Below are 21,512 nucleotides of genomic sequence, written 5' to 3'. Positions count from 1 at the left end.
AGTGCAAGAGAAGTAGGTGAGCGATGACCAGCGAGGCTGGTGACAACTCCGAAGGAAGACGGACAACTGCGAAAGCGGTGGCATGGGTCCTCGGTCTGGCAGCCGGCGTGGTGCCGGTGGTGGCCATTCTCGGTGTGATCATGTTCGTGTTCACCTACGTGACCGTCGACGTCCCCGCACCGGGCGACATCAAGCAGAACCAGGTCGCCACCATCACGTATGCCAACGGCGGGACAATCGCTCGGATCGTTCCGGAGGAAGGCAACCGTACCGACGTCAAGTACGAGGACATCCCACCGTCGATGGTCGCTGCCGTGAAGGCGGCGGAGGACCGTGACTTCGACGACAACGTCGGATTCTCGCTGACCGGTTTCTCCCGTGCCGCGCTCGGTAAACTCAACGGCAACGACGCAGGTGGCGGCTCGACCATCACCCAGCAGTATGTGAAGAACGCGATCGTCGGCGACGAAGTCAGCTACAAGCGCAAGTTCAAGGAACTCGCGGTCGCGACCAAGATGTCGCGCCAGTGGCCCAAAGAAGACATCATGGCCGCCTACCTCAACACGATCTACTTCGGACGCGGTGCATACGGTGTCGCCGCGGCCTCGAGGGCCTACTTCGGTCACGACTTGAAGAAGCTGACGACGAGCGAGGCTGCGCTTCTAGCAGCCGTGATCCGTGGTCCGTCGATTTACGATCCGGCCGTCGACCCAGAGACGGCGACCAGTCGGTGGAACTATGTGCTCGACGGTATGCAGGACATCGGATTCCTGCCCAAGGTCGACCGCGACCGTCAGAAGTTCCCGAAGGTCGGCGCCGTCAAGGACAGTCCGACCAGTACCAAGGACGGTCCGAGCGGTCACATCAAGCAGCAAGTGCTCGCCGAGCTAGACAAACTCGGTATCAGCGAGCAGGACGTCCGCACCGGCGGTCTCAAGGTCACGACCTCGCTGCGGCCCAAGGTGCAGAACGCTCTTGTCAACCAGGCCAAGGCCAAGCTGTCCGGCGAACCGGAGGATCTGCGTACCGCATCTGTCTCGATCGACCCGGCGACTGGCGGCGTCGAAGGCTACTTCGGCGGCACGAACGGTAATGGCTGGGATTACGCGTCGGCCGGTCTGCAGACCGGTTCGGTGTTCAAGGTGTTCGCGCTCGTCGCCGCCCTTGAGCAGGACATCCCGCTCTCGCAGCAGTACTCGTCTGCGCCGTACGAGGGACCGAACGGCCTCACGATCAATAACTCGGACGGTGAGAGCTGCGGTACGTGCAACCTTGCGACTGCGTTGAAGATGTCGCTCAACACCGTCTACTACCGGTTGATGATGGACCTCAAGGGCGGTGCTCAGGCTGTCGCCGACACCGCGCACAGTCTCGGCATCGCCGAGAGCTTCGGCAACATCGAGAAGACTCTCGCGGAGAAGGACGGCCGGCCCGAAGGCGGTGTGGTCCTCGGCCAGTACCCGAGCCGCGTCATCGACATGGCGTCCGCCTATGCGACGCTTGCCGCGTCGGGTATCTATCGCGAGCCCTACTTTGTGCAGAAGGTCGAGACGTCGACCGGCGAAGTCCTGTTCGACCGCGAGAAGAACAAGGGCAAGCGCGTCCTGTCGAAGGCAGTCGCCGACAATGTGACTTCGGCGATGGAGCCGATTGCGGCCTACTCGAACGGCAACAGCCTGTCGGACCCGTCGTTGGGCGCTCGCCCGTCGGCGGCGAAGACCGGTACGGCGCAGCTCGGCGAGAGCGGCGAGAACAAGGACGCCTGGATGGTCGGTTACACGCCGCAACTGTCTACTGCTGTCTGGGTCGGCACCAACAAAGGCACCGCCCTTCGGAGCTACTCCGGCGCGACGATCTACGGCAGCGGCCTGCCCGCGCAGATCTGGAAGGCGCAGATGGACGCCGCGCTCGCGGGCGATCCGATCGAGCAGTTCCCGGACCCCGAATCCGTCGGTGGCCAGGCAGGCGTGCCGTACGAGCCGCCGCCGGAGACGTACACCCCGACCGAGACCGAAGGCCCGACTACGCGGCCGCGGAACAATAGCCGTCCGCGCGTCCCCGGCCAGGGCGAGGACGGTGACATCACGATCGCCCCGGGTGTGACCATCCCTTTCGGTAGTGGCGAGAACGGCGGCGGAGGCGGTGACGACGACTCCGGCGGTGGCGGCGGAACAACGCAGGAACCCGAGTTCGGTGGCCAAGGCGCCGATGACGGCGACTCCGCGGGCGCTGCCACGACGACGCGGTAGTGGACTCCGCCGCGTCGTCGTCGAGTGAGCCCGAGCCGACATCGTCGGCCGGGCGCGGCTCCCCTGCGCGCGTCGGTCCCGGCGACTTCGATTCGCCTGCGCCGCTGTCTGAGGACCGCCGTCTGGCGACGGACCGGATGCTGCCGTCGTGGACCGAGCCGATGGTCGGGCAACTCAGCACGTCGATCGGTGGTCCGGTAGGCGTGCACGCGGCCGTGGGCCGCAGCCGTCACTGGACTCCGTTGCGCGTGGTGTTCCTGATCGCTTTGGCCGTCCTGGCTCTCGGCTGGTTCGGCAAAGCGGGCTGCATCCAGCAGACGACCGTCGACGGCCAGCCGGGACAGAGCCGTCTCGACTGGGACGATCAGCGCCAGTTCTACGGGTTGTGCTATTCGAACATCGTCGCTGGATTCTCCGAGAACCGGCTGACACCGGACGATCTCGCCGGGGGCGCGGCTCCCTACCGGACGTTCTGGGATGTCGACGGCGAGCATCAGTACCTCTCCGAACCCGTCGTCACCGGGGCGTTCATGTACGTCGTCGCGCAGGCGGCACGCGGGTGGGGCAACCTCACCGATGCCATCGGCCTGCCGAGGGCACTCGACGTCGTCAACTACTTCAACATCGCGGCGGTGCTGTTGGCGCTCGGTTGGCTCCTCGCGATCTGGGCGACGATGCGGACGCGTCGGCGCGACCCGTGGATCGTCGCCGTCATCGTCGTCTCACCGCTCGCCCTCGTGCATGTGTTCACCGCGTTCGAAGTGCTGCCCGTCATGTTCACGGCGCTCGCCATGCTCGCGTGGTCGCGCGAGCGATTCAAACTCGCCGGCCTGTTCATCGGGTTGGGCGCGGCCACCGCGTTCTATCCCGTGCTGTTGCTCGTCGCGATCGGTCTGTTGTGTGTGCGGCAGAGACGGATTCGCGACTCGCTCATCGTCGACGCGGCAGCGGTCGCCACGTGGGCCGTCGTCAATGTCCCGATCGCCGTGCTCTATCCGTCGGGCTGGAGCGCGACGTTCACCACCTGGCGAGACACCGCACCGGGCCCGGACACCGTCTACCGACTGATCACCCAGATGACGGGCTGGGCGCCGCCGACGGTGCTGGTGACCGGCCTCGTGATCGTGCTCATGCTCGCCGTCGTCGCGGGTGTCACATACGCGGCGATGCGGTCCCCGCGCGAGCCCAAGGTGGCCGCGCTGATGTTCCTGCTCGTCGCTGGCTATCTGTTGATCGGCAACCAATGGCGGCCCGAGACCTCGCTGTGGCTGGTCCCACTAGCCGTCCTCGCGATACCGCATCCGCGGATCCTCCTGGCGTGGATGACGTTCGACGCCCTGCTGTGGATCCCGCGAATGGCCTTGTTCCTCGACCCCGACCGCAAATGGCTGCCCGTCGAGTTCTTCTATGTCGTGTCGGCCGCGCGGTGGCTGATCGTGGTCGGCTTGTGCGCGTACGTTGTGTGGGAGATGGTGAAACCCGTCCTGGTCAGGCCTGCACCGGCCGAGCATCTGTTGCGCTCTCCGGTCGGCTGATCGACGCGGCCGTGATCCGGGCGACGAGGGCCTCCCTGTTGGCGGGCCAGTCGTCGTCGGTCATCGCGAACTGTGCCGTGGTACGCCAGCCGGTGGGAGCCGACTCCGGGTTGCTGGGGCTGCGGAACCGTCGATGCTTGCGGAGGAGGCCCTCGAACTCGGCTCCCAGCTTGGCGATCGCCGCCCGCGAACGGGCGTTGGCCTCATGGGTGTGCCACACGACGCGGGCCGCGCCGGACTCGGCGAATGCGTGGTCGAGCAGGAGCAGCTTGGCGGTCGGGTTCACCGCGGTGCCCATCGCGGCGGCGCCGTAGAACGTGTAGCCGATCGCCAGACTCCTATTGGCGACGTCGACGTCGTAGAAGCTCGTGGTACCGACGAGACGCCCCTCATGCAGTACGGCGAACGCGACGCGTGAGGGTGTCGTCGTCGCGTCGTCTATCCAGGCCGCGGCCGCGTCGTCAGTGCGGGGAATCGGCCCGGTCCACCGGTAGAGGGGCAGGTCGGCGTCGTCGACGAGGCGGGCGAGTGCCGGAGCGTCGGACGCTGTGATCGGACGCAGCGTGACGTCGCCACGCGTGCAGGTCGGGGTACCGAGCCACGTCCGGGCGTCGCTCCCGTCGGCGGCCGCCAGCCGAGTCAGCGGACCCGGGCGGGGTGTCCTGCTCGCCAAGTACGACGCGAGCGGTTCGCGGACCTGTGCGCGCGCGAACCACACGATCAGCACGGCCAGGAGCAGGGCCTGTGCCCACGTGCTGACGATGACCGCCCCGGTTGCCCACTGCGGTGCAGACGACTCGTCGTGCGGCGACATCCCGAGCATCCGGAACACCGACACGTCGAGTGCGACGTCCGCGACCAGATACGACGCGATCAGCGGCCAGGGGACGCGGAGCAACGCGAAGAACGGCAGGATCCACAGCGTGTACTGCGGTGAGTGAACCTTGTGGAAGAGCATGAAGACGGCGAGCATCGCGGCGGCCACGGGAAGCCACGGATAGACGCCGTCCCGGCGCAGGATCCGCCAGCCGATCGCCACGACCGCGGCGATGCCGAGCGCGATCGCCACGGGCGACGCGATCTCGACGACCGTGTCATAGGCGGGGGTCTCGTCCCCGACCAGGTAGCGGACGCCCCAGTACCAGATGCTGTTCGTGGTGATGTCGGCGCGACGCTGCCCTTGGAAGTCGAGCGCGGCCTTCCACCCGTCGAATCCCGCGATCATGAACGGGAGTTGGGTCACGGCGACCGTGACCACCGCGGTCACGACGACCCACGCGGCGCCTGCCCAGTCCCGGGCGCGACGCCCCCGGGCGGTGAGCACGTATATCGCGATCGGCAGCACGAACAGTCCGGGATAGATCTTCAACGAGAATCCGATGCCGAGCATCACCGTCGCCGCGACGGCGGTGGTGCGCACCGGCATTCGCCGCAGTCCGGTCGTCGGGCTCACGCTGGCTCCGTACGCCATGATCGCGATCGCCGCGACCGAAGTGAACACGACCGGCAGTTCCCAGTTGTGGAACGCGTACAGCACGAGCGGCGGGGTGGCCGCCCACAGGAGCACCCACCAGCGCGTCATCAGGGCGAGCAGGATCGTCGTCGCGAACGCGAACGGCGCAAGGACCAGCGCGCTGTGGACGAAGAAGTCCACGTCCGTGTGCGTTCCGCCCGCGCTCAGCCACATGAGCAGCCCGGACAGGACCGGGTACTCGACGACGCCGCCGAACAACTGGCCCTGCGCGTCGATCCCGCCGTGCACATACGGCATCAGATGCTCGCCGAGGCCGCGTGTGCTCCACAGCTCCATCACGTCCGAATAGCAGGGGATGAGAGTTCCTCGCGGCCCGCTGGGGAAGCCCTCGCTGCGACCGGCATCGTCGAAAGGGGCTCCGCCGCAAACGAACTTGGCGCGGAACCCCCAGAAGACGGTCACCACGGTGGCCAGCAGGGAGACGGTCAGGACGAGCACCCGCTCACCGAAACGAAGTGGGCCCGACGGTGCCGTCGACAAGTCTCGTGGCATGGGGGACATCGTAGTGAAGGGTCCGCGATTTCGCTGGTCACGGACCGCTCATGTAGCCTAGAACGGTTGCCGACGCAGGCGACCCTCCTGCCGCGGACAGTCCGCGGCCGACCTAGCCCATGGGAGGTGATGTGGTTTCATGCGTCACTACGAACTGATGGTCATCCTCGATCCGAGTCTGGACGAGCGTACCGTCGCCCCTTCACTGGATACGTTCCTCAATGTCGTCCGTAAGGACGGCGGCAGTGTGGACAATGTCGATATCTGGGGCAAGCGCCGTCTTGCTTACGAGATCGCCAAGAACAACGAAGGCATCTACGCCGTCATCGATCTGAACGCGACCCCGGACACGGTCAACGAACTCGATCGTCAGCTGAAGCTGAACGAGTCGGTTCTGCGCACCAAGGTCCTGCGCAAGTAAGCGCCGGGCGCGTCCACACCTGCACGAACTTGTGGAATTCGTCCCTGACATTGTCGGCGGTCACCTCTAGGGTGGTGCGTAACCATCCTTCAGGTTCGCCGCACGGCGTTCCACATCGACTTAGGGGAGTCTCATGACTGACACGGTCATCACGGTTGTCGGAAACCTGACCGCTGATCCGGAACTGCGTTTCACGCCGTCCGGAGCACCGGTCGCCAACTTCACCGTGGCATCCACTCCGCGCACTTTCGATCGCCAGACCAACGAGTGGAAGGACGGCGAAGCGCTGTTCCTCCGCTGCAGCATCTGGCGTGACGCTGCGGAGAACGTGACCGAGTCACTCAAGAAGGGCACCCGAGTCATCGCGCAGGGCAAGCTCAAGCAGCGGTCGTTCGAAACCCGTGAAGGGGAGCGTCGCACCGTCGTTGAGCTCGAAGTGGACGAGATCGGTCCCTCAGTACGCTACGCAACCGCGCAGGTCACCAAGACCCCGCGCGGCGGCGGATTCAGCGGCGGAGGGAACTCGGGCGGAGGCTACGGAGGCGGAAACAACTCCGGTGGCGGCTACGGAGGCGGAAACAACTCCGGAGGCGGCCGTCCTCCCGCATCGAGCCAGCCGGCGGACGACCCGTGGGGCAGCGCACCAGCTGCCGGCGGCGGGGGATTCACCGGTGGGGACGACGAACCACCTTTCTGATTCCGGGCCCGCCAGCCCGGAGGCACTCGACTGGAGCATCACATGGCAAAGCAAAAGGGCCGCAAGGTCCGCGTAGAGAAGGTCACCAAGGCCAAGGCCTGCACCTTCTGCAAGGACAAGAAGACCGATATCGATTACAAGGACACGGCGCTCCTGCGTCGCTTCCTGTCGGACCGCGGCAAGATCCGTTCGCGTCGCGTTACCGGCAACTGCGTTCAGCACCAGCGTGACATCGCGGTGGCCGTCAAAAACTCGCGTGAAGTGGCTCTCCTGCCCTTCACCTCGACCGGACGCTGAGCGGGAAGGACAACTGATATGAAGCTGATCCTGACTGCCGCAGTCGAGAACCTCGGCGAAGCCGGGGACCTCGTCGAGGTCCGTGACGGTTACGGCCGCAACTACCTGCTGCCGCGCAACCTGGCCATCGTCGCCACCCGTGGCGCCGAGAAGCAGGTCGAAGGCATCCGCCGCGCCCAGGAAGCGCGCTCGGTGCGCGACCTGGACCACGCCAACGAGATCAAGCAGGCGCTCGAGGGCCTCGAGTCGGTCGCACTGACCGTCAAGACCCACGACTCGGGCAAGCTGTTCGGCTCGGTCTCGGCAGGCGACGTCGCCGGAGCGATCCGCACCGCCGGCGGCCCTGTCGTCGACAAGCGCAACGTGTCGCTGCCCAAGGGACACATCAAGACCGTCGGCTCCTACCCGGTGGTCGTCAAGCTGCACCCGAAGGTCGAAGCGAAGTTCAACCTGACGGTCGTCGCCTGACGCACCGATAGACTCGAGAGGCCGGTTCCCGCAGGGGAACCGGCCTCTCGTCGTCGGTCGGGACGTCGCTGGTACGCGGAGGGTCAGTCCTCCAACAATCGACGCCCGATGATCATCCGTTGGATGTCGGCGGTGCCTTCGCCGATCAACAGCATCGGAGCCTCCCGGTACAGGCGTTCGATCTCGTACTCTTTCGCGTAGCCGTAACCGCCGTGAATGCGGAACGAGTCTTCGACGACGTCGCGGCAGTACTCGGAGGCCAAGTATTTCGCCATGCCCGCTTCGAGATCGTTGCGCTCGCCGGCATCCTTCACGCGTGCCGCACGAACGACCATCTGGTGTGCGGCTTCGACTTTCGTGCCCATCTCCGCGATTCGGAACAGGACGGCCTGGTGTTGGGCGATCGGCTTGCCGAACGTCTCGCGCGCTTTGGCATACGACGTGCCGAGTTCGAATGCACGATGAGCGACGCCGACGGCGCGCGCGGCGACGTTCACACGGCCCACCTCGACGCCGTCCATCATCTGGTAGAAGCCACGACCCGGTGTGCCGCCGAGGATCTCGTCAGCCCCGATCCGGTATCCGTCGAAGAGGAGTTCGGTGGTGTCCACACCCTTGTACCCCATCTTCTCGATCTTTCCCGGGATCTGGAGGCCCGGTGCGACGTCGCCGAAACCGGGCGTCTTCTCCAGAAGGAACGTCGTCAGGTTGCGGTGTGGACGGTCGCTGCCCTCCGGGCTGCGGACGAGGACGGCGACGAGGCTCGACGTGCCGCCGTTGGTGAGCCACATCTTCTGCCCGGTGATCGAGTAGTCGCCGTCGCCGGTCGGGGTCGCCGTCGTGGTGATGGCGGCGACGTCGGAGCCGAGCGCCGGCTCGGACATGGAGAACGCGCCGGTGAGTTCGCCGGTCGCGAGCCGCGGCAGGTACGTCGCCTTCTGCTCGTCGGTGCCGTGCTGCGTAATCAGATACGCGACGATGAAATGGGTGTTGAGAATACCGCTGACACTCATCCAACCGCGTGAGATCTCTTCGACGACAAGGGCATACGTCAGGAGGGATTCGCCGATCCCGCCGTACGACTCGTCGATCGTCAGACCGAACAGACCCAACTGTTTCATCTGTTCGACTATCTGGGTCGGATACTCGTCGGCGTGCTCGAGGGCCGTCGCGACCGGAACGATCTTCTCGTCCACGAATGTCCGGACGGTCGCGAGGATGTCCCGCTGGACGTCGGTGAGATCGTCTGTGGCGCAGAGTCGGTTCATCGGTTCCTTCCAGACACATGCATACGCCAACCTATCGTCGGAGGCGGACGGGTGTCTGCCGAGAGAGGAAATCGAGTATGCGCGACGCGGTGATCTGTGAACCCATCCGAACCCCGGTCGGGGGCTACGGCGGGATGTTCGCATCCGTCCCCGCCGCCGAACTCGCAGCGACGGTGGTGAAGGCCTTGGTGGAGCGGACCGGTATCGACGGTCGGGACATCGACGACGTCGTCTTCGGGCAGTGCTATCCCAACGGCGAAGCTCCGGCCATCGGCCGTGTCGCGCTTCTCGACGCCGGTCTCGACGTACGGGTGCCCGGCATGCAGGTCGACCGGCGGTGCGGATCGGGCCTTCAAGCCGTGATCGACGCGGCGATGCGCGTGCAGACCGGAGTCGCCGACTTGGTCGTCGCGGGCGGAGCCGACAGCATGAGCCAGGCCGAGCATTACGCGCTCGGCCTGCGGTTCGGCCTTCGGGGCGCCGATGCGAAGCTGATGGATCGCATCGGACGTGGCAGGGTGACCGCAGGCGGACGTCTGCATCCGGTCGACGGTGGGATGCTCGAGACGGCCGAGAACCTTCGCGCCGAGTATGCGATCAGCAGGCAGGCACAGGACCGGCTCGCCCTCGATTCGCATCTGCGCGCGGTCGCCGCCCAGCGGGACGGCCGATTCGACGACGAGATCGTGCCCGTGACCCTCTCCTCGCGTAAGGGGGAGGTCGTCCACGACCGCGACGAGCATCCGCGGCCGGATGTCTCGTCGGAGGCGTTGGCGGCGCTGCGGCCGGTCCGGCAGAAGGTCGACCCGGATGCGACGGTCACGGCGGGCAACTCGAGCGGCCAGAACGACGGTGCGGCCGCATGCATCGTCGCCACTCCCGACGAGGCCGAGCGTCTCGGGCTCCGGCCGCTCGCCCGCCTGGTGACGTGGGCGGTGGCGGGTGTGGAACCGTCCCGGATGGGGATCGGGCCGGTGCCGTCATCCACCCTGGCTTTGCAGCGTGCCGGGCTGACGATGGCCGACATGGATCTGATCGAGTTGAACGAGGCGTTTGCCGCGCAGGTCCTCGCGTGTACCAGCGCACTGGGACTCGGCACGGCCGACCACGAGCGGATCAACGTCAACGGGTCCGGGATCTCACTCGGCCATCCGGTCGGTGCGACGGGTGTCCGGATTCTCGCGACGATGCTGCGCGAGCTCGATCGCCGACAGGGCAGGTACGCGTTGGAGACGATGTGCATCGGCGGTGGGCAGGGTTTGGCGGCCGTGCTCGAGCGGGTGTGATGCCGCTCCATTCGCTTGCCTATTCGGTGATGGACCGTTGTGTGCACAGACGCGGCATGGGAAAGGAGCGTTAGTCGGTCGCGCAGGCACTGCGGGACGCCTTTCGCTATACAACAGTCAGCATTGACTGTATTGTGGTCGCCACGAGTTCTACGCGTCATCGGACCGGGGCTTGACAAGTGAAAGGAACGCTCGACCATGAAACGCACCTTCTACGCGGACGATCACGACTACTTCAGACTGTCCGTCGCAGAGTTCGTCAAGCGCTATGTCGAACCGAATCGTGAGCGCTGGGACGAGGAGCGGATCATCGACCGTGACGTGTGGGTCAAGGCGGGAGAACAGGGCGTCATAGGTCTGAGCATCCCGGAGGAGTTCGGTGGCGCGGGCCAAGCTCGCGACTACCGTTTCCGTCAGGTCGTCACCGAAGAACTGAACAAGGCCGGAGCCGGCTCTCTGTCGGCGAGTTGGGCGCTGCACGACGACATCGTCGGTCCGTACTTCGTCGACCTCGGTGACCACGAGCAGCGGAGACGGTGGCTCCCGGGCATCGCAGCCGGTGCGATCATCCCCGCGATCGCGATGACCGAGCCAGGCACCGGCAGCGACCTGCGTGGAATCAAGACGACCGCGACGAAAGTCGACGGCGGCTGGCGGATCAACGGTGTTAAGACGTTCATCACAAGCGGCTACCAGGCCGATCTGGTCGTGGTCGTCGCCAAGACCGGGGACGGTAACGGTGCGCGGGACTTCAGTCTCTTCGTCGTGACCGACGGTGCCGAGGGTTTCACCCGGGGTCGCAAACTCGCCAAGATGGGCCTGCCTGCGCAGGACACAGCCGAACTGTTCTTCGACGACGTGTTCGTCCCGGATTCGGACGTTCTAGGAGAGATCGGCTTGGGCTTCAAGGCGATGATGGAGCATCTGCCGTTGGAACGCCTGTCGATCGCGGGCGGTGCGTTGGCCAGCATGGAGGCGGCGTTCGGGTGGACGGTCGCCCACGTGACCGACCGTGTCGCGTTCGGCAAACGCATCGGCGACTTCCAAGCCACACGATTCCGTCTTGCCGACCTCGCTACGGAGGTCGCGGCGACTCAGGCGTTCGTCGACCGCGCCATCGGACTGTGGAACTCAGCCGAGCTGACCGCGACCGACGCAGCGACAGCCAAGCTATGGGCCAGTGAGGCGCAGTCGCGCACGCTCGACGCCTGCGTCCAACTCCACGGCGGGTACGGATACATGCTCGAGTATCCGATCACGCGGGCGTTCGTCGACGGTCGCGTGCAGCGCATCTACGGCGGGACCAGCGAGATCATGCGAGAGCTCATCGGCCGGGAAGTGATGGGAGAACGGTGAATGACGACCTCCTGGTGCGCCGCGACGGCGCCGTCGTATCCATAGTCTTCAATCGTCCGAGCCGGTTCAACGCGCTGACGCTCGAGGTCGTCGAGTCCGCGACTACAGCGCTCGAGGCCGCCGACACCGACCCGACGGTCCGGCTCATCACGCTCACGGGTGCTGGATCGGCGTTCTGCGCAGGTGCCGACCTCGCGGACGGAATCGATCCGGCGAACTACCGGCAGGGGGAGCCGGTGCCCGTCGGGCTGGTGGACGCGGTGAACCGTTTCACGTTGGCGATGCGGACCGCCCGTCCGCTCGTCGTCGCGCTCGTAAACGGTGTCGCCGCTGGCGTGGGGAGTTCCTTCGTTCTTGGCGCCGACCTCGCCGTTGCCAGTGACGCAGCGCGGCTGAAAACCGCATTCGCGGGCATCGGCCTGATGCCGGACGGTGGAGGGACTGCATACCTCGCAGCTGCGCTCGGACGTAATCGGGCGCTAGCGGTCGCGATTCTCGACGATGAGATTGACGCTGCCGAGGCGCTGCGGGCCGGTTTAGTCGCGCGGGTGTGGCCTGCAGACGATTTTGACGCTGAGTCGACCGCGTTAATCGAGCGTCTGGCGGCCGGTCCGACGGCTGCGTTCGCAGCGATAAAGCGCGGTATCGACGCCTGCGCGCTCGCCGACCTGCCCGAGGCGCTGGAGCGGGAGCGGCGCGAGCAGCGGACGCTTCTCGGATCACGCGACTTCGCTTCCGCCGTCGCCGCGTTCCGCACGCGTGAGCGAGTCGTGTTCACCGGAGCCTGACGCAAAGCCGAGTCTGATGCAATGCGGCGCGGCGCCGCCGAAGTTCCGACCGGACTCCGGCGGCGCTCGTCTCGTCGTCGCTCAGGCACCGGCAGACGCCGTGACCTGCGCGACCAGCTCGCGCGAAGCGGTGTCGAACTCTGCGGCGAGCCGCGACACGAGTTGTGCGACGGTCCCGCGCTCGGTGACCGCGCCGATGCCCTGGCCCGAGCCCCAGATATCGCGCCACGCCTTCGTCTCCCCGAGGGTGTCGGATGCGAAGTCCATGGTCGTCGGGTCCGACGTCGGTAGGTTGTCCGGGTCCAGGCCCGCCGCGTCAATGCTGCCGCGAAGGTAGTTGCCGTGCACTCCGGTGAAGAGATTGCTGTAGACGATGTCGTTGGCCGTCGAATCGACGATCATCTGCTTGTAGTCGTCGTCGACGTTCGCCTCCTCGGTCGACAGGAAGGCGGAGCCGACGTAGGCGAAATCGGCACCCGCGGCCAGCGCGGCGAGGACGGACCGGCCGTGTGCGATTGACCCGGACAGCAGGAGCGGGCCGTCGAACCAGCGGCGGATCTCCTGGACGAGGGCGAACGGGGACAGCGTTCCCGCGTGACCGCCTGCCCCGGCGGCGACGGCGATCAGTCCATCCGCCCCCTTGTCGATGGCCTTGTGCGCGTGCACATCGTTGACGACGTCGTGCAGGACGATTCCGCCGTGCGAGTGAACGGCCTCGTTGATCTCCGGGCGTGCCCCGAGCGAGGTGATGACGATCGGAACACGGTGTTCGACGATGACCTCCATATCGGCGTCCAAGCGGTCGTTGGACTTGTGGACGATCTGGTTTACGGCGAACGGAGCTATGGAGACTTCCGGGTGGGCCGCGGCGTACGCGGTGTTCGACTCGGTGATCTCGCTGAGCCAGTCGGAGAGCTGTGCGGTCGGGCGAGCGTTGAGTGCGGGGAACGAGCCGATGACCCCCGCCTGACACTGTGCGGTGACAAGGCTCGGCCCCGACGCGATGAACATCGGTGAGGCGACCACCGGAACTGTCATTGGTCGGCGGAGTATTTCGGGTAGCTGCGACATCGTTCTCCTTGAGGGGCAGACGAAAGAGTGGCCCCTTCCGTCGTGGTCGCATTTATAATACAGTCATAATTGACTGTATTGAAAGGATGTCTAGTGACAGAAAGCTCTCGGCCCGCCGCTGTCGCCCGTTGGCATGAACTCGTCGCACGACCCGATCGGAACGGGCTCACCCGCCTGATCGCGCCCGGTGCCGTCTTCCGGTCTCCCGCCGTGCACGCCCCACAGGAGGGCGCGGACAAGACGCTCGCATACCTCTGGGCTGCGCTCACGGTGCTCGGGCCGTCGCTCGCGTACGGACAGGAGTGGATATCGGATTCATCGGCGGTGCTGTCGTTCACGGCGACGGTCGACGACCTCACCCTCGAAGGGGTCGACATCATCCGTTGGGACGATGAGGGTCGGATCGTCGAGTTCACCGTCATGGTTCGTCCTTACAGGGGCCTCCTCGCCCTGATCGCCGCGATGGGCGCGGCCCTCACCGAGGAGGCACGATGACCACCGCCGTTCCGCGTGTCGTGTTCGTCGCAGGCGGCACCAGCGGCATCAACTTCGCCGTCGCCCAGCACTACGCCGCACTCGGCTGCCGAGTCGCGGTGCTCAGCCGCTCCCAGGACAAGGTGGATGCGGCGGTACACGCACTGGCCGACTCCGGTGCAGATGCGATCGGATTCGCCGCAGACGTGCGCGACGCGCAGGCGGTGGACGATGCGTTCGCCCGGGCCGCCCAGGCGTGGGGACCGATCGATGTCCTCGTGTCCGGTGCCGCAGGCAACTTCGCGGCTCCGGCCTCCGAACTGAGTCCACGGGGGTTCGAGACTGTCGTGGACATCGACCTCGTCGGCACTTTCAACGTCATGCGTGCGGCATGGGGTCGCCTCTCGACGCCGGGAGCAGCGATCGTCAACGTGACCGCGGCGCAGTCCTGGCTGCCCATTCCCGGACAGATCCACGTCAACGCGGCCAAGGCTGGTATCGATCAGGTCACCCGCACGCTCGCCGTCGAGTGGGGGCCGAACGGTATCCGGGTCAACTCCGTCGCTCCTGGACCGGTGTCGGGAACCGAAGGGATGCGACGTCTCGCGCCGACCGAGTCGTCGGTGAAGGCATGGACCCAAGCCGTTCCGCTCCGCCGGTTCGCCGAGACCGATGACGTGGTCCGCGCGATCGACTGGCTGTGCTCGGACGCTGCGTCCTACGTGACGGGACAGGTCCTATCGGTCGACGGAGGGCTCGCGCTGGGCGGTGCCGGAGCAATCGCATCCGCGATCACGGCGTGAACCCCGAGAATGCGGACGTATAGGGTAGGCGATGATGAGTACTCCAACCGGGGCCCAGTCCGGCTCAGGGCCGGGTGCCGACGGAAACGGGCGGACACCGCGTAGGCGGGTCCAGGCACGAGCAGTCGACACCAAGGAGCGGATCCTCGACGCCGCGGCGAAGGTTCTCATCGAGGAGGGGTTCTCCGCGGCGAGCACACTGCACATCCAGCAGGTGGCAGGTGTGTCTAGAGGACGACTCCTGCACCACTTCCCGTCCCGTGCTCAACTGCTCAGCGGCGCCGTCAACCATCTCGGTGTGGAACGGATGCAGCAGTTGTTCTCCGACATCGAGTTCCCCGCCGACCCGAGAGAGCGGATCGAGGTGGCCGTCGCCGCCATGTGGGACAACACGTGCGAGCCGTACTTCTGGGCGTCCATGGAACTGTGGATGGGTGCGCGGACGGCGGGCGGTGATCTGCGCGATGCGCTGTCGAAGGTCGAGCATCAGATGGGTGCGTTCGTGAGAGCTCAGACCGACTACTTGTTCGGGCAGACGATGACGGCGCTACCGGGGTATCAGCATGCGCGCGAGCTGATGCTCACAAGTATGCGCGGGGCACGGATGGCGTACTCGTTCAACGATCGTGACTCGTCGACCGATGCCGGCCTGCAACACTGGCAGTGGCTGTTCGAGTCGCTTCTCGACTGAACTGGTCCCCGGTCACTTCGGCAGACGCACGCCCGTCGACGCCGATGCGATGATCAGGTCTTCGAACTCGTTGAACACTAGGTCGTAGTCGGGACGTGCGACCGGCCGATGCCACTGCTGGAGCCCGACGAGCATCGTCATACCGATGACCGCGAGGGCGTGTGCCCGCTCGGGTCCGACGATCGGTTCGACGAGCTCGAAGATCACCTGTTGACGTCGCTCGTCGACCCGCCGGACGACGGCCTTGACCTTCTCATTCACATTGCCCCAGCTGCGAATCGACGCCTCGGCGTCGTGGGGAAGGTCTGCGGCCATCTCCTTCAGGGCGTGGACCCGGAGGACAGGATCGGGCTCCGCCGACAGGAGCGCCGCGATCCGGTCGGTCTGGGTTGTCTCCCAGTCCTCGAGGAACTCGTCCACGAACCCGGCGAGGCTCCCGAAGTATCCGTAGAACGATCCCGACGTCACCTTCAGCGACTTGCAGAGACGGGTGATCTTGAGGCCGCCGAAACCGTCCGTGCTGAGAACCGCCAGCGCCGCTTTGAAGTAGTCGGCGCGATTCACGACGATGTGCACGATCCTCCGCACTCCTGAAGATGTAGGTCCGGGTTCGAGGTCACCTAGTGACGGCGTAGCCGTCCACGAGCTGCCGTTTCACCAGCTTACCCGTGGCGGTGCGGGGCAGTGAGGCGACGAAGTCCACGCTCTTGGGCACCTTGTACTTGGCGACGCGCTGGGCGACGTGCTCGAGGAGCTGCTCGGCGAGTTCGTCGTTCTCCTCGACATCGGGCTTGAGCTGGACGACGGCCTTGACGGTCTGACCGAGTGCGGGATCGGGGACGCCGATCACGGCTACGTCGAACACCGCGGGGTGCATGGTGAGAGCGTCCTCGATCTCGCGTGGATAGATGTTGACTCCGCCGGAGATGATCAGGAACGACTCGCGGTCGGTCAGGTACAGGTATCCGTCGTCGTCGACGTAGCCGATGTCGCCGATCGCCGTCCAGTTCGGGTGGTCCGGGTGCTGCGCCTGTCGCGTCTTCTCCGGATCCTTGTGATATTCGAACGGCAGGTTCGCCCGCTCGAAGTACACGCGCCCAGGTGCGCCCGCAGGCAGCTCGGCGCCGTCGTCGTCGCAGATGTGGACCGGGCCGAGTTTGCTCAGTCCGACCGAGCCCCGATGCGACGTCCACTCCTGGGTGGAGATCACGGTCAGGCCGTTGGCCTCGGTCGACGAGTAGTACTCGACGAGGATCGGGCCCCACCAATCGATCATGGCCTCCTTCACGTCGGGCGGACACGGCGCGGCCGCGTGGATCGCCAGACGCAGGGACGACACGTCGTACCTCTCGCGCACCTCGTCGTCGAGTTGCAGCATCCGAACGAACATGGTCGGTACGACCTGGGTGACGGTGACTCCGTACTTCTCGATCGCGGCCAGTGCGGATTCGGCCTTGAACTGTTCCATCACCACCACGGTCCCGCCGTAGGCGTGGACGTAGCCTCCCCACCGAAGCGGAGCCGCGTGATAGACCGGCGCAGGCGAGAGGTACACATCGTCGGGACCCAGCCCGAACGACTGCCCGACGATGGCGGTGAGCGGGTCGCCGGGCTGGTCGACCGTGATCGGGAGCAACGGTCCGCGGATGCCCTTCGGGCGCCCGGTGGTTCCGGAGGAGTACAGCATGTCACTGCCCCGAGGTTGGTCCGCCAAGGCGCGGTCGCCGATGGGCGCGATCAGCTCGTCGAGTGGCGTGTGACCGGCCAGCGTGCCGCCCATCGAGTATGCGTGCTCGACCCGCGGACTGAGCTCCCGGACCTCCTCGGCTGCCTCGCTCAGCTCCGCCGAGGAGAAGAGGACTTTGGCGTCACAATCGTCGACGATGTAGGCGGCTTCGGCAGGAGTCAGATGGAAGTTCACAGCCGTCAGATACAGTCCGGACCGCAGGGCGGCCCAGTACAGAACAAAGCATTCGGGACGATTGTCACTGATCATCGCGATGACGTCGCCCTTGCGGAGACCGAGGTCGGCGAGCGCGACGGCGACACGGCGGGAGTCATCGTCGAGCCGGCAGTAGGTGATTACCTCACCGGATCCGCTCATGACGACGGCGGGCTTGTCCGGGAACGACTGTGCGTGGGTGCCTGGATACATCGGTCAGGACTCCTTGACCGGTTCGCGGACGCCCGGTGTGAAGCGGACGGGCATCGAGGTGAGCTCATTGCTGAAGTTCGACGTCAGGCGGGTCACCGGCCCGGTGATCGTCATATCAGGGACCCGGCGGAGCAGTTCTTCGAACAGAACGCGGAGTTCGAGGCGCGCGAGCGCGTTGCCGAGGCAGAAGTGCGGCCCGCCGCCACCGAACGCCTGGTGCCGGGGCTTCACGCGCGTGACGTCGAAGGTCTCGGGGTTCTCGTGCCGCTCGGGGTCACGCGAGCCCGCCGAGTACCACATGGCCACCCGCTCGCCCTCTTTGACGAGTTGGCCTCCCACCTCGACGTCACGTTGAGCTGTGCGCGTGAAGTAGATGACTGGGCTCACCCAGCGCAGGAACTCCTCGATCGCCGTGTCGATCAGACTCGGATCCTCCAGCAGCAGGTCGCGCTGGTCGGGATTATTGATCAATGCGCGCATGGCGCCCGCAGTCGTGTTCCGGGTCGTGTCGTTTCCCGCGAACATTAGCAGTGCGAAGAAGTACGTCACCTCGGCCTCGGTGAGTTTCTCGCCATCGACCGTTGCCTCGATCAGGCGCGAGATCAGATCGTCCTGGGGATCGGCGGCACGAGCCGCGGTGAGCGCGGAGATGTAGCCGCCGATCTCGAGGAGAGCGCCGAATCCCAGCGTCGGGTCGGCGGTTGCTGCGGCACGGGACAACTGGTTGGTCCAGTCGAACAGTTTGCGTCGGTCGTCCTGCGGTACGCCCAGCATGTCGGCGATCACCCGCAGCGGCAGCTCCACGGCGATGTCGTCGACGAAGTCGCACTCGCCGCGCTCGACGACCTCGTTGATCAGCTCGGTGGCGACGGCCCGGATCGACGCCTCCTTCTGTTTGATGAGGCGCGGCGTGAACACCGCTTGGACGATGTTCCGCACGCGTGTGTGCTGCGGCGGATCCATCCCGAGGATGATCTGACGGAGTGCGTCGACGGGGACCGCGCCGTCCTGCGCTAAGAACACACCGCCGCGCGCGGACGAGAACGTCTCGGGGTCCGCGCTGATGGCCTGGATGTCCGCTGCTTTGGTGAACGACCAGAAGCCGGTCTCACCGTCACCGACGGCATTCCAGTGTGGGCTCGCCTCCTCGCGGAGTCGCGCGAGGAGCGCGTAGGGCGGGCCGTCCTCGAAGTAGCACAGATCGGACAGGTCGAGGGTCGACAAGTCCACTGTTCCGGGATCGATGGTGCTGGGATCGACGGTGCTGGCGTCGCTGGGGGTTGTATCGACGGTGGTGGATTCGATGGACACGGATGTCACTCCAATCGTGTTCGGGGGCTGAAGGAAGGAAGTCGGGGGTCATGTCGCGCCGGCGGGGCGGCTGTTCACAGGTCGAGTACCAGCCGGGGAGTGCGTGAGCGGGACACGCAGGTCAAGATGACGCTGCCGCTGTCCCGTTCGGCGGGCGAGAGCATGGAGTCCTGGTGATCGGGCACGCCGTCGAGCACAGTCGCCTGACAGGTGCCGCACATGCCCTCGAGGCAGGAGGACATGATGGGTATGTCGGCATCCTCCAGTGCTTCGAGCAATGGCTGATCCTCCTCGACGGTGACGACGACCCCGGAACGGCGGCACTCGACCTCGAACGTCGCGAGGCCGTCGGTCGCTGCGTCGGGAGCGGGTGTCCGCGGAGCGAATCGCTCGACGTGAAGGGCACCGGCAGGCCAATCGAGGCACCGTTCCTCGAGTGCGGCGAGCAGTGGTTCGGGCCCGCAGCTGTAGATCACGGTGTCGGCACCCGGCTCGCCGACGATCGTGGACAGATCGATCGGGCCTCCTCGTGCATCGTCTGCCCACAGTGTCACCTGGTCGCCGTACGTCGCGGCCAGGTCGTCGGCGAACGCCATCGACGAATCGCTTCGGCCCAGGTAGTACAGGTGCCAATCCGCTCCGACGTGTGCGGCCTGTTCGATCATCGGCATGATCGGCGTGATGCCGATCCCGCCTGCGACGAACAGATAACTCGGCGAGTCGACGACGGCGAAGTGGTTCCGCGGGCCCCGGACGCGAACCGTCGCGCCCTCGTGCAGGCGCGAGTGGACGGCATCGGATCCGCCGCGGCTGTCCATGGTCCGCAGTACGGCGATTGCCCAGGTCGACGAGTCGAAGGCGTCGCCGCACAGGGAGTATTGGCGAACCAGGTCGTCGTCGAGGATCAGGTCGATGTGGGCACCCGGCTCCCATGAGGGGAGGTCGGAACCGTCGGGGACGGCGAGCTCGAGGCGGACGACGCCCTCGGCGGCGTCACGTCGGGAGCGAACGACGAGCTCGGCGGTGAACTCGGTGTCTGCGGGGACGCTGCTGAGCAACTCGGTGGTCATGGTTCGGCCCTCACATTCTCGGGGACGTGTGGTTCGGCGAGTCGTTTCGTGGGGCGCCGCATCAGAACACTCTCCGCATGATCGCGACGGCGAGCCTCGACTGAGGCGGGTAGAACATCTTCGAATCGGGGAACGTCCGTCGCGACAGGACCGGTCGCCGGTGACTCATGGCTTCGAACCCCCATCGACCGTGGTAGGCGCCCATCCCGCTCGCTCCGACACCGCCGAACGGGAGCTGTGGGACGAGGTAGTGCATCGCGCAATGGTTGATGACCGCTCCGCCCGACGGGATCCGGTCGACGATGCCGCGCGCGGCCTTCTCGTCCTCGGTGAAGACGTAGACGGCGAGAGGCTTCTCCCGGTCGTTCACGAACTCGACCGCGGCGTCGGTGCTGGGCATCGACACGATGGGTAGGATCGGCCCGAAGATCTCGTCCTTCATCACCGGGTCGGCGGGCGCCGGGTCGGCGATGATCGTCATCTCGATGCGGCGACTGTCGGGATAGGCGGCGCCGCCCCGGACGATCTCGCCGGTAGTCGTGGAGATGAGGTCGGCCAGACGGTCGAACTGTCGTTGATTGACGATGGGCAGCGACGTGTCCGGCTCACCGCTGCGGAACTGCGCCGTGTAGTCCGCGATGCGGCGCGCGAGATCGGCGGCGACGGATCGGTGGGCGAGCACGTAGTCGGGTGCGATGCAGGTCTGCCCCGAGTTGAGCAGCTTCACCCAGGCGATGCGTCGGGCAGCGATGTCCAGATCGGCGTCGGGGGCGACGATGACCGGGCTCTTACCGCCGAGCTCGAGGATCACCGGGGTCAGCGTGGGGGCGGCGGCCGCCATGATCTTGCGGCCGATCTCGGTGCCGCCAGTGAAGATGGCGAGGTCGTAGCCTTCGGCGAGCAGCCGCTGGGTGACGGCGGCGTCACCCTCGACCACCACGATCGCCTCGGTGTCGAGGTAGCGCGGAATCAGCTCGGCGATGAGCGCGGACACCGCAGGCGCCACTTCGGAGGGTTTGACCACGGCGCAGTTGCCCGCGGCGACGGCGGCCACCAGTGGGCCGAGAGCCAGACCAAGCGGGTAGTTCCACGGTCCGATCACGAGGACTACGCCCAGCGGTTCGTACTGGTACCACGCTCGCCCCGGTCGGTGGAGGAGGGGTAGCCGGACGGACCTCTTCGGCATCCACGATCGGAGATGGTCGCGGGCGTAACGTGCTTCTCCGACGGTCGAAGCGATGTCGCCGAGGAAGGCCTCGACATCCGAGCGCCCGAGGTCGTCGGCGAGCGCTTTCGCGATCGCGGGCTCGTTCTCCTCACACAGACGCTCGATGGCCGCGAGCTGGCGAATCCGCCACTCGTACGACTTGGTACGTCCCGTCGCGAACGTGGCGCTCAGGCGGGCCTTCGTTGAGATCAACTCGACCTCCGGCGATGGTGTGAACGACATCGATTCCTCCCTTTCGCGGATCGTAAGGCAAGTCATAGTTTCGGCCTGGTCAACCGGTAGATCGCCATTAAATCACTCTGGCCTGCATACTGAAGT

The 21,512-nt window shown here is 66.0% G+C and carries 20 protein-coding genes; 12 read left to right on the top strand and 8 right to left on the bottom strand.

Annotated elements, in window-relative coordinates:
- Positions 1 to 23 precede the first annotated feature (23 nt).
- On the top strand, positions 24 to 2,249 hold the full coding sequence (locus ACTIMF_RS03145) for a transglycosylase domain-containing protein (RefSeq protein ID WP_442348820.1): 2,226 nt from the start codon (positions 24 to 26) through the stop codon (positions 2,247 to 2,249).
- On the top strand, positions 2,249 to 3,784 hold the full coding sequence (locus tag ACTIMF_RS03140; protein ID WP_442348819.1) for a glycosyltransferase family 87 protein: 1,536 nt from the start codon (positions 2,249 to 2,251) through the stop codon (positions 3,782 to 3,784). Before ACTIMF_RS03145 ends, ACTIMF_RS03140 begins: the two co-directional genes overlap by 1 nt.
- Here ACTIMF_RS03140 and ACTIMF_RS03135 read toward each other — a convergent pair.
- Positions 3,738 to 5,810: a GNAT family N-acetyltransferase gene (locus ACTIMF_RS03135; RefSeq protein WP_442348818.1), complete on the bottom strand. Its 2,073-nt coding sequence runs from the start codon at positions 5,808 to 5,810 to the stop codon at positions 3,738 to 3,740. The genes ACTIMF_RS03140 and ACTIMF_RS03135 overlap by 47 nt on opposite strands.
- A gap of 139 nt (positions 5,811 to 5,949) precedes the next feature.
- Here ACTIMF_RS03135 and rpsF point away from each other — a divergent pair, with 139 nt between their 5' ends.
- From rpsF to rplI, 4 genes are all read left to right on the top strand, one after another.
- Positions 5,950 to 6,231, top strand: coding sequence for a 30S ribosomal protein S6 (gene rpsF, locus ACTIMF_RS03130; RefSeq protein WP_236998199.1), 282 nt, complete (start codon positions 5,950 to 5,952; stop codon positions 6,229 to 6,231).
- 133 nt (positions 6,232 to 6,364) lie between these two features.
- On the top strand, positions 6,365 to 6,928 hold the full coding sequence (locus ACTIMF_RS03125) for a single-stranded DNA-binding protein (protein WP_442348817.1): 564 nt from the start codon (positions 6,365 to 6,367) through the stop codon (positions 6,926 to 6,928).
- A 42-nt stretch (positions 6,929 to 6,970) separates the two neighbouring features.
- Positions 6,971 to 7,225 carry a 30S ribosomal protein S18 gene (gene rpsR, locus ACTIMF_RS03120; RefSeq protein ID WP_442348816.1) on the top strand — a complete coding sequence of 85 codons (255 nt, stop codon included), beginning with the start codon at positions 6,971 to 6,973 and terminating at the stop codon, positions 7,223 to 7,225.
- 18 nt (positions 7,226 to 7,243) lie between these two features.
- On the top strand, positions 7,244 to 7,693 hold the full coding sequence (gene rplI / locus ACTIMF_RS03115; RefSeq protein WP_442348815.1) for a 50S ribosomal protein L9: 450 nt from the start codon (positions 7,244 to 7,246) through the stop codon (positions 7,691 to 7,693).
- Between the two features lie 83 nt (positions 7,694 to 7,776).
- Here the strand turns inward: rplI and ACTIMF_RS03110 are convergent, their stop codons facing one another.
- Positions 7,777 to 8,961, bottom strand: a complete 1,185-nt coding sequence (locus ACTIMF_RS03110; RefSeq protein ID WP_442348814.1) for an acyl-CoA dehydrogenase family protein — start codon at positions 8,959 to 8,961, stop codon at positions 7,777 to 7,779.
- Positions 8,962 to 9,038: 77 nt separating this feature from the next.
- On the opposite strand from ACTIMF_RS03110, the gene ACTIMF_RS03105 reads away from it, so the two are divergent.
- From ACTIMF_RS03105 to ACTIMF_RS03095, 3 genes are all read left to right on the top strand, one after another.
- Positions 9,039 to 10,247 (top strand): acetyl-CoA C-acetyltransferase, encoded by a 1,209-nt coding sequence (locus ACTIMF_RS03105; protein ID WP_442348813.1) that lies wholly within the window; start codon positions 9,039 to 9,041, stop codon positions 10,245 to 10,247.
- A 198-nt stretch (positions 10,248 to 10,445) separates the two neighbouring features.
- Positions 10,446 to 11,603, top strand: a complete 1,158-nt coding sequence (locus tag ACTIMF_RS03100; RefSeq protein ID WP_442348812.1) for an acyl-CoA dehydrogenase family protein — start codon at positions 10,446 to 10,448, stop codon at positions 11,601 to 11,603.
- The gene (locus ACTIMF_RS03095; protein WP_442348811.1) at positions 11,600 to 12,391 is read left to right on the top strand and encodes an enoyl-CoA hydratase-related protein; all 792 of its coding nucleotides are present in this window, start codon (positions 11,600 to 11,602) and stop codon (positions 12,389 to 12,391) included. The genes ACTIMF_RS03100 and ACTIMF_RS03095 overlap by 4 nt, the downstream gene beginning before the upstream one ends.
- Positions 12,392 to 12,472: 81 nt before the next feature.
- Here the strand turns inward: ACTIMF_RS03095 and ACTIMF_RS03090 are convergent, their stop codons facing one another.
- Positions 12,473 to 13,429, bottom strand: a complete 957-nt coding sequence (locus ACTIMF_RS03090; protein ID WP_442348810.1) for an NAD(P)H-dependent flavin oxidoreductase — start codon at positions 13,427 to 13,429, stop codon at positions 12,473 to 12,475.
- Positions 13,430 to 13,555: 126 nt separating this feature from the next.
- Here ACTIMF_RS03090 and ACTIMF_RS03085 point away from each other — a divergent pair, with 126 nt between their 5' ends.
- Genes ACTIMF_RS03085 through ACTIMF_RS03075 form a run of 3 tightly spaced genes read left to right on the top strand, consistent with a single transcriptional unit; the run spans position 13,556 to position 15,430 of the window.
- Positions 13,556 to 13,957: a nuclear transport factor 2 family protein gene (locus ACTIMF_RS03085; protein ID WP_442348809.1), complete on the top strand. Its 402-nt coding sequence runs from the start codon at positions 13,556 to 13,558 to the stop codon at positions 13,955 to 13,957.
- Positions 13,954 to 14,739: an SDR family oxidoreductase gene (locus ACTIMF_RS03080; RefSeq protein ID WP_442348808.1), complete on the top strand. Its 786-nt coding sequence runs from the start codon at positions 13,954 to 13,956 to the stop codon at positions 14,737 to 14,739. Before ACTIMF_RS03085 ends, ACTIMF_RS03080 begins: the two co-directional genes overlap by 4 nt.
- A 34-nt stretch (positions 14,740 to 14,773) precedes the next feature.
- Positions 14,774 to 15,430, top strand: coding sequence for a TetR/AcrR family transcriptional regulator (locus ACTIMF_RS03075; RefSeq protein ID WP_442348807.1), 657 nt, complete (start codon positions 14,774 to 14,776; stop codon positions 15,428 to 15,430).
- A gap of 12 nt (positions 15,431 to 15,442) precedes the next feature.
- On the opposite strand, the gene ACTIMF_RS03070 is transcribed toward ACTIMF_RS03075, so the two are convergent.
- The 5 genes from ACTIMF_RS03070 to ACTIMF_RS03050 form a co-directional block, all read right to left on the bottom strand.
- Entirely contained in the window at positions 15,443 to 16,006 is a 564-nt protein-coding gene (locus tag ACTIMF_RS03070) for a TetR/AcrR family transcriptional regulator (protein WP_442348806.1), read from the bottom strand.
- A gap of 40 nt (positions 16,007 to 16,046) precedes the next feature.
- Positions 16,047 to 17,585: an acyl-CoA synthetase gene (locus tag ACTIMF_RS03065; RefSeq protein WP_442348805.1), complete on the bottom strand. Its 1,539-nt coding sequence runs from the start codon at positions 17,583 to 17,585 to the stop codon at positions 16,047 to 16,049.
- A 3-nt stretch (positions 17,586 to 17,588) separates the two neighbouring features.
- Positions 17,589 to 18,896 (bottom strand): cytochrome P450, encoded by a 1,308-nt coding sequence (locus ACTIMF_RS03060; RefSeq protein ID WP_442348804.1) that lies wholly within the window; start codon positions 18,894 to 18,896, stop codon positions 17,589 to 17,591.
- Positions 18,897 to 18,970: 74 nt separating this feature from the next.
- A complete protein-coding gene (locus tag ACTIMF_RS03055; RefSeq protein WP_442348803.1) occupies positions 18,971 to 19,966 on the bottom strand; it encodes a PDR/VanB family oxidoreductase in 996 nt (331 codons plus the stop codon).
- A gap of 61 nt (positions 19,967 to 20,027) precedes the next feature.
- Positions 20,028 to 21,416, bottom strand: coding sequence for an aldehyde dehydrogenase family protein (locus ACTIMF_RS03050; protein WP_442348802.1), 1,389 nt, complete (start codon positions 21,414 to 21,416; stop codon positions 20,028 to 20,030).
- Positions 21,417 to 21,512 lie beyond the last annotated feature (96 nt).

This window comes from Gordonia sp. (in: high G+C Gram-positive bacteria), assembly GCF_052106715.1.
Lineage (GTDB): Bacteria > Actinomycetota > Actinomycetes > Mycobacteriales > Mycobacteriaceae > Gordonia.
This window is presented reverse-complemented; position numbering and strand designations above follow the sequence as displayed.

Excerpts from the sequence above, each read along its gene's own strand:
- ACTIMF_RS03145 (WP_442348820.1), top strand. The coding sequence starts at position 24 with ATGACCAGCGAGGCTGGTGACAACTCCGAAGGAAGACGGACAACTGCG.
- ACTIMF_RS03135 (WP_442348818.1), bottom strand. The coding sequence starts at position 5,810 with ATGCCACGAGACTTGTCGACGGCACCGTCGGGCCCACTTCGTTTCGGT.
- rpsF (WP_236998199.1), top strand. The coding sequence starts at position 5,950 with ATGCGTCACTACGAACTGATGGTCATCCTCGATCCGAGTCTGGACGAG.
- ACTIMF_RS03125 (WP_442348817.1), top strand. The coding sequence starts at position 6,365 with ATGACTGACACGGTCATCACGGTTGTCGGAAACCTGACCGCTGATCCG.
- rpsR (WP_442348816.1), top strand. The coding sequence starts at position 6,971 with ATGGCAAAGCAAAAGGGCCGCAAGGTCCGCGTAGAGAAGGTCACCAAG.
- rplI (WP_442348815.1), top strand. The coding sequence starts at position 7,244 with ATGAAGCTGATCCTGACTGCCGCAGTCGAGAACCTCGGCGAAGCCGGG.
- ACTIMF_RS03110 (WP_442348814.1), bottom strand. The coding sequence starts at position 8,961 with ATGAACCGACTCTGCGCCACAGACGATCTCACCGACGTCCAGCGGGAC.
- ACTIMF_RS03105 (WP_442348813.1), top strand. The coding sequence starts at position 9,039 with ATGCGCGACGCGGTGATCTGTGAACCCATCCGAACCCCGGTCGGGGGC.
- ACTIMF_RS03100 (WP_442348812.1), top strand. The coding sequence starts at position 10,446 with ATGAAACGCACCTTCTACGCGGACGATCACGACTACTTCAGACTGTCC.
- ACTIMF_RS03090 (WP_442348810.1), bottom strand. The coding sequence starts at position 13,429 with ATGACAGTTCCGGTGGTCGCCTCACCGATGTTCATCGCGTCGGGGCCG.
- ACTIMF_RS03080 (WP_442348808.1), top strand. The coding sequence starts at position 13,954 with ATGACCACCGCCGTTCCGCGTGTCGTGTTCGTCGCAGGCGGCACCAGC.
- ACTIMF_RS03075 (WP_442348807.1), top strand. The coding sequence starts at position 14,774 with ATGAGTACTCCAACCGGGGCCCAGTCCGGCTCAGGGCCGGGTGCCGAC.
- ACTIMF_RS03065 (WP_442348805.1), bottom strand. The coding sequence starts at position 17,585 with ATGTATCCAGGCACCCACGCACAGTCGTTCCCGGACAAGCCCGCCGTC.
- ACTIMF_RS03055 (WP_442348803.1), bottom strand. The coding sequence starts at position 19,966 with ATGACCACCGAGTTGCTCAGCAGCGTCCCCGCAGACACCGAGTTCACC.
- ACTIMF_RS03050 (WP_442348802.1), bottom strand. The coding sequence starts at position 21,416 with ATGTCGTTCACACCATCGCCGGAGGTCGAGTTGATCTCAACGAAGGCC.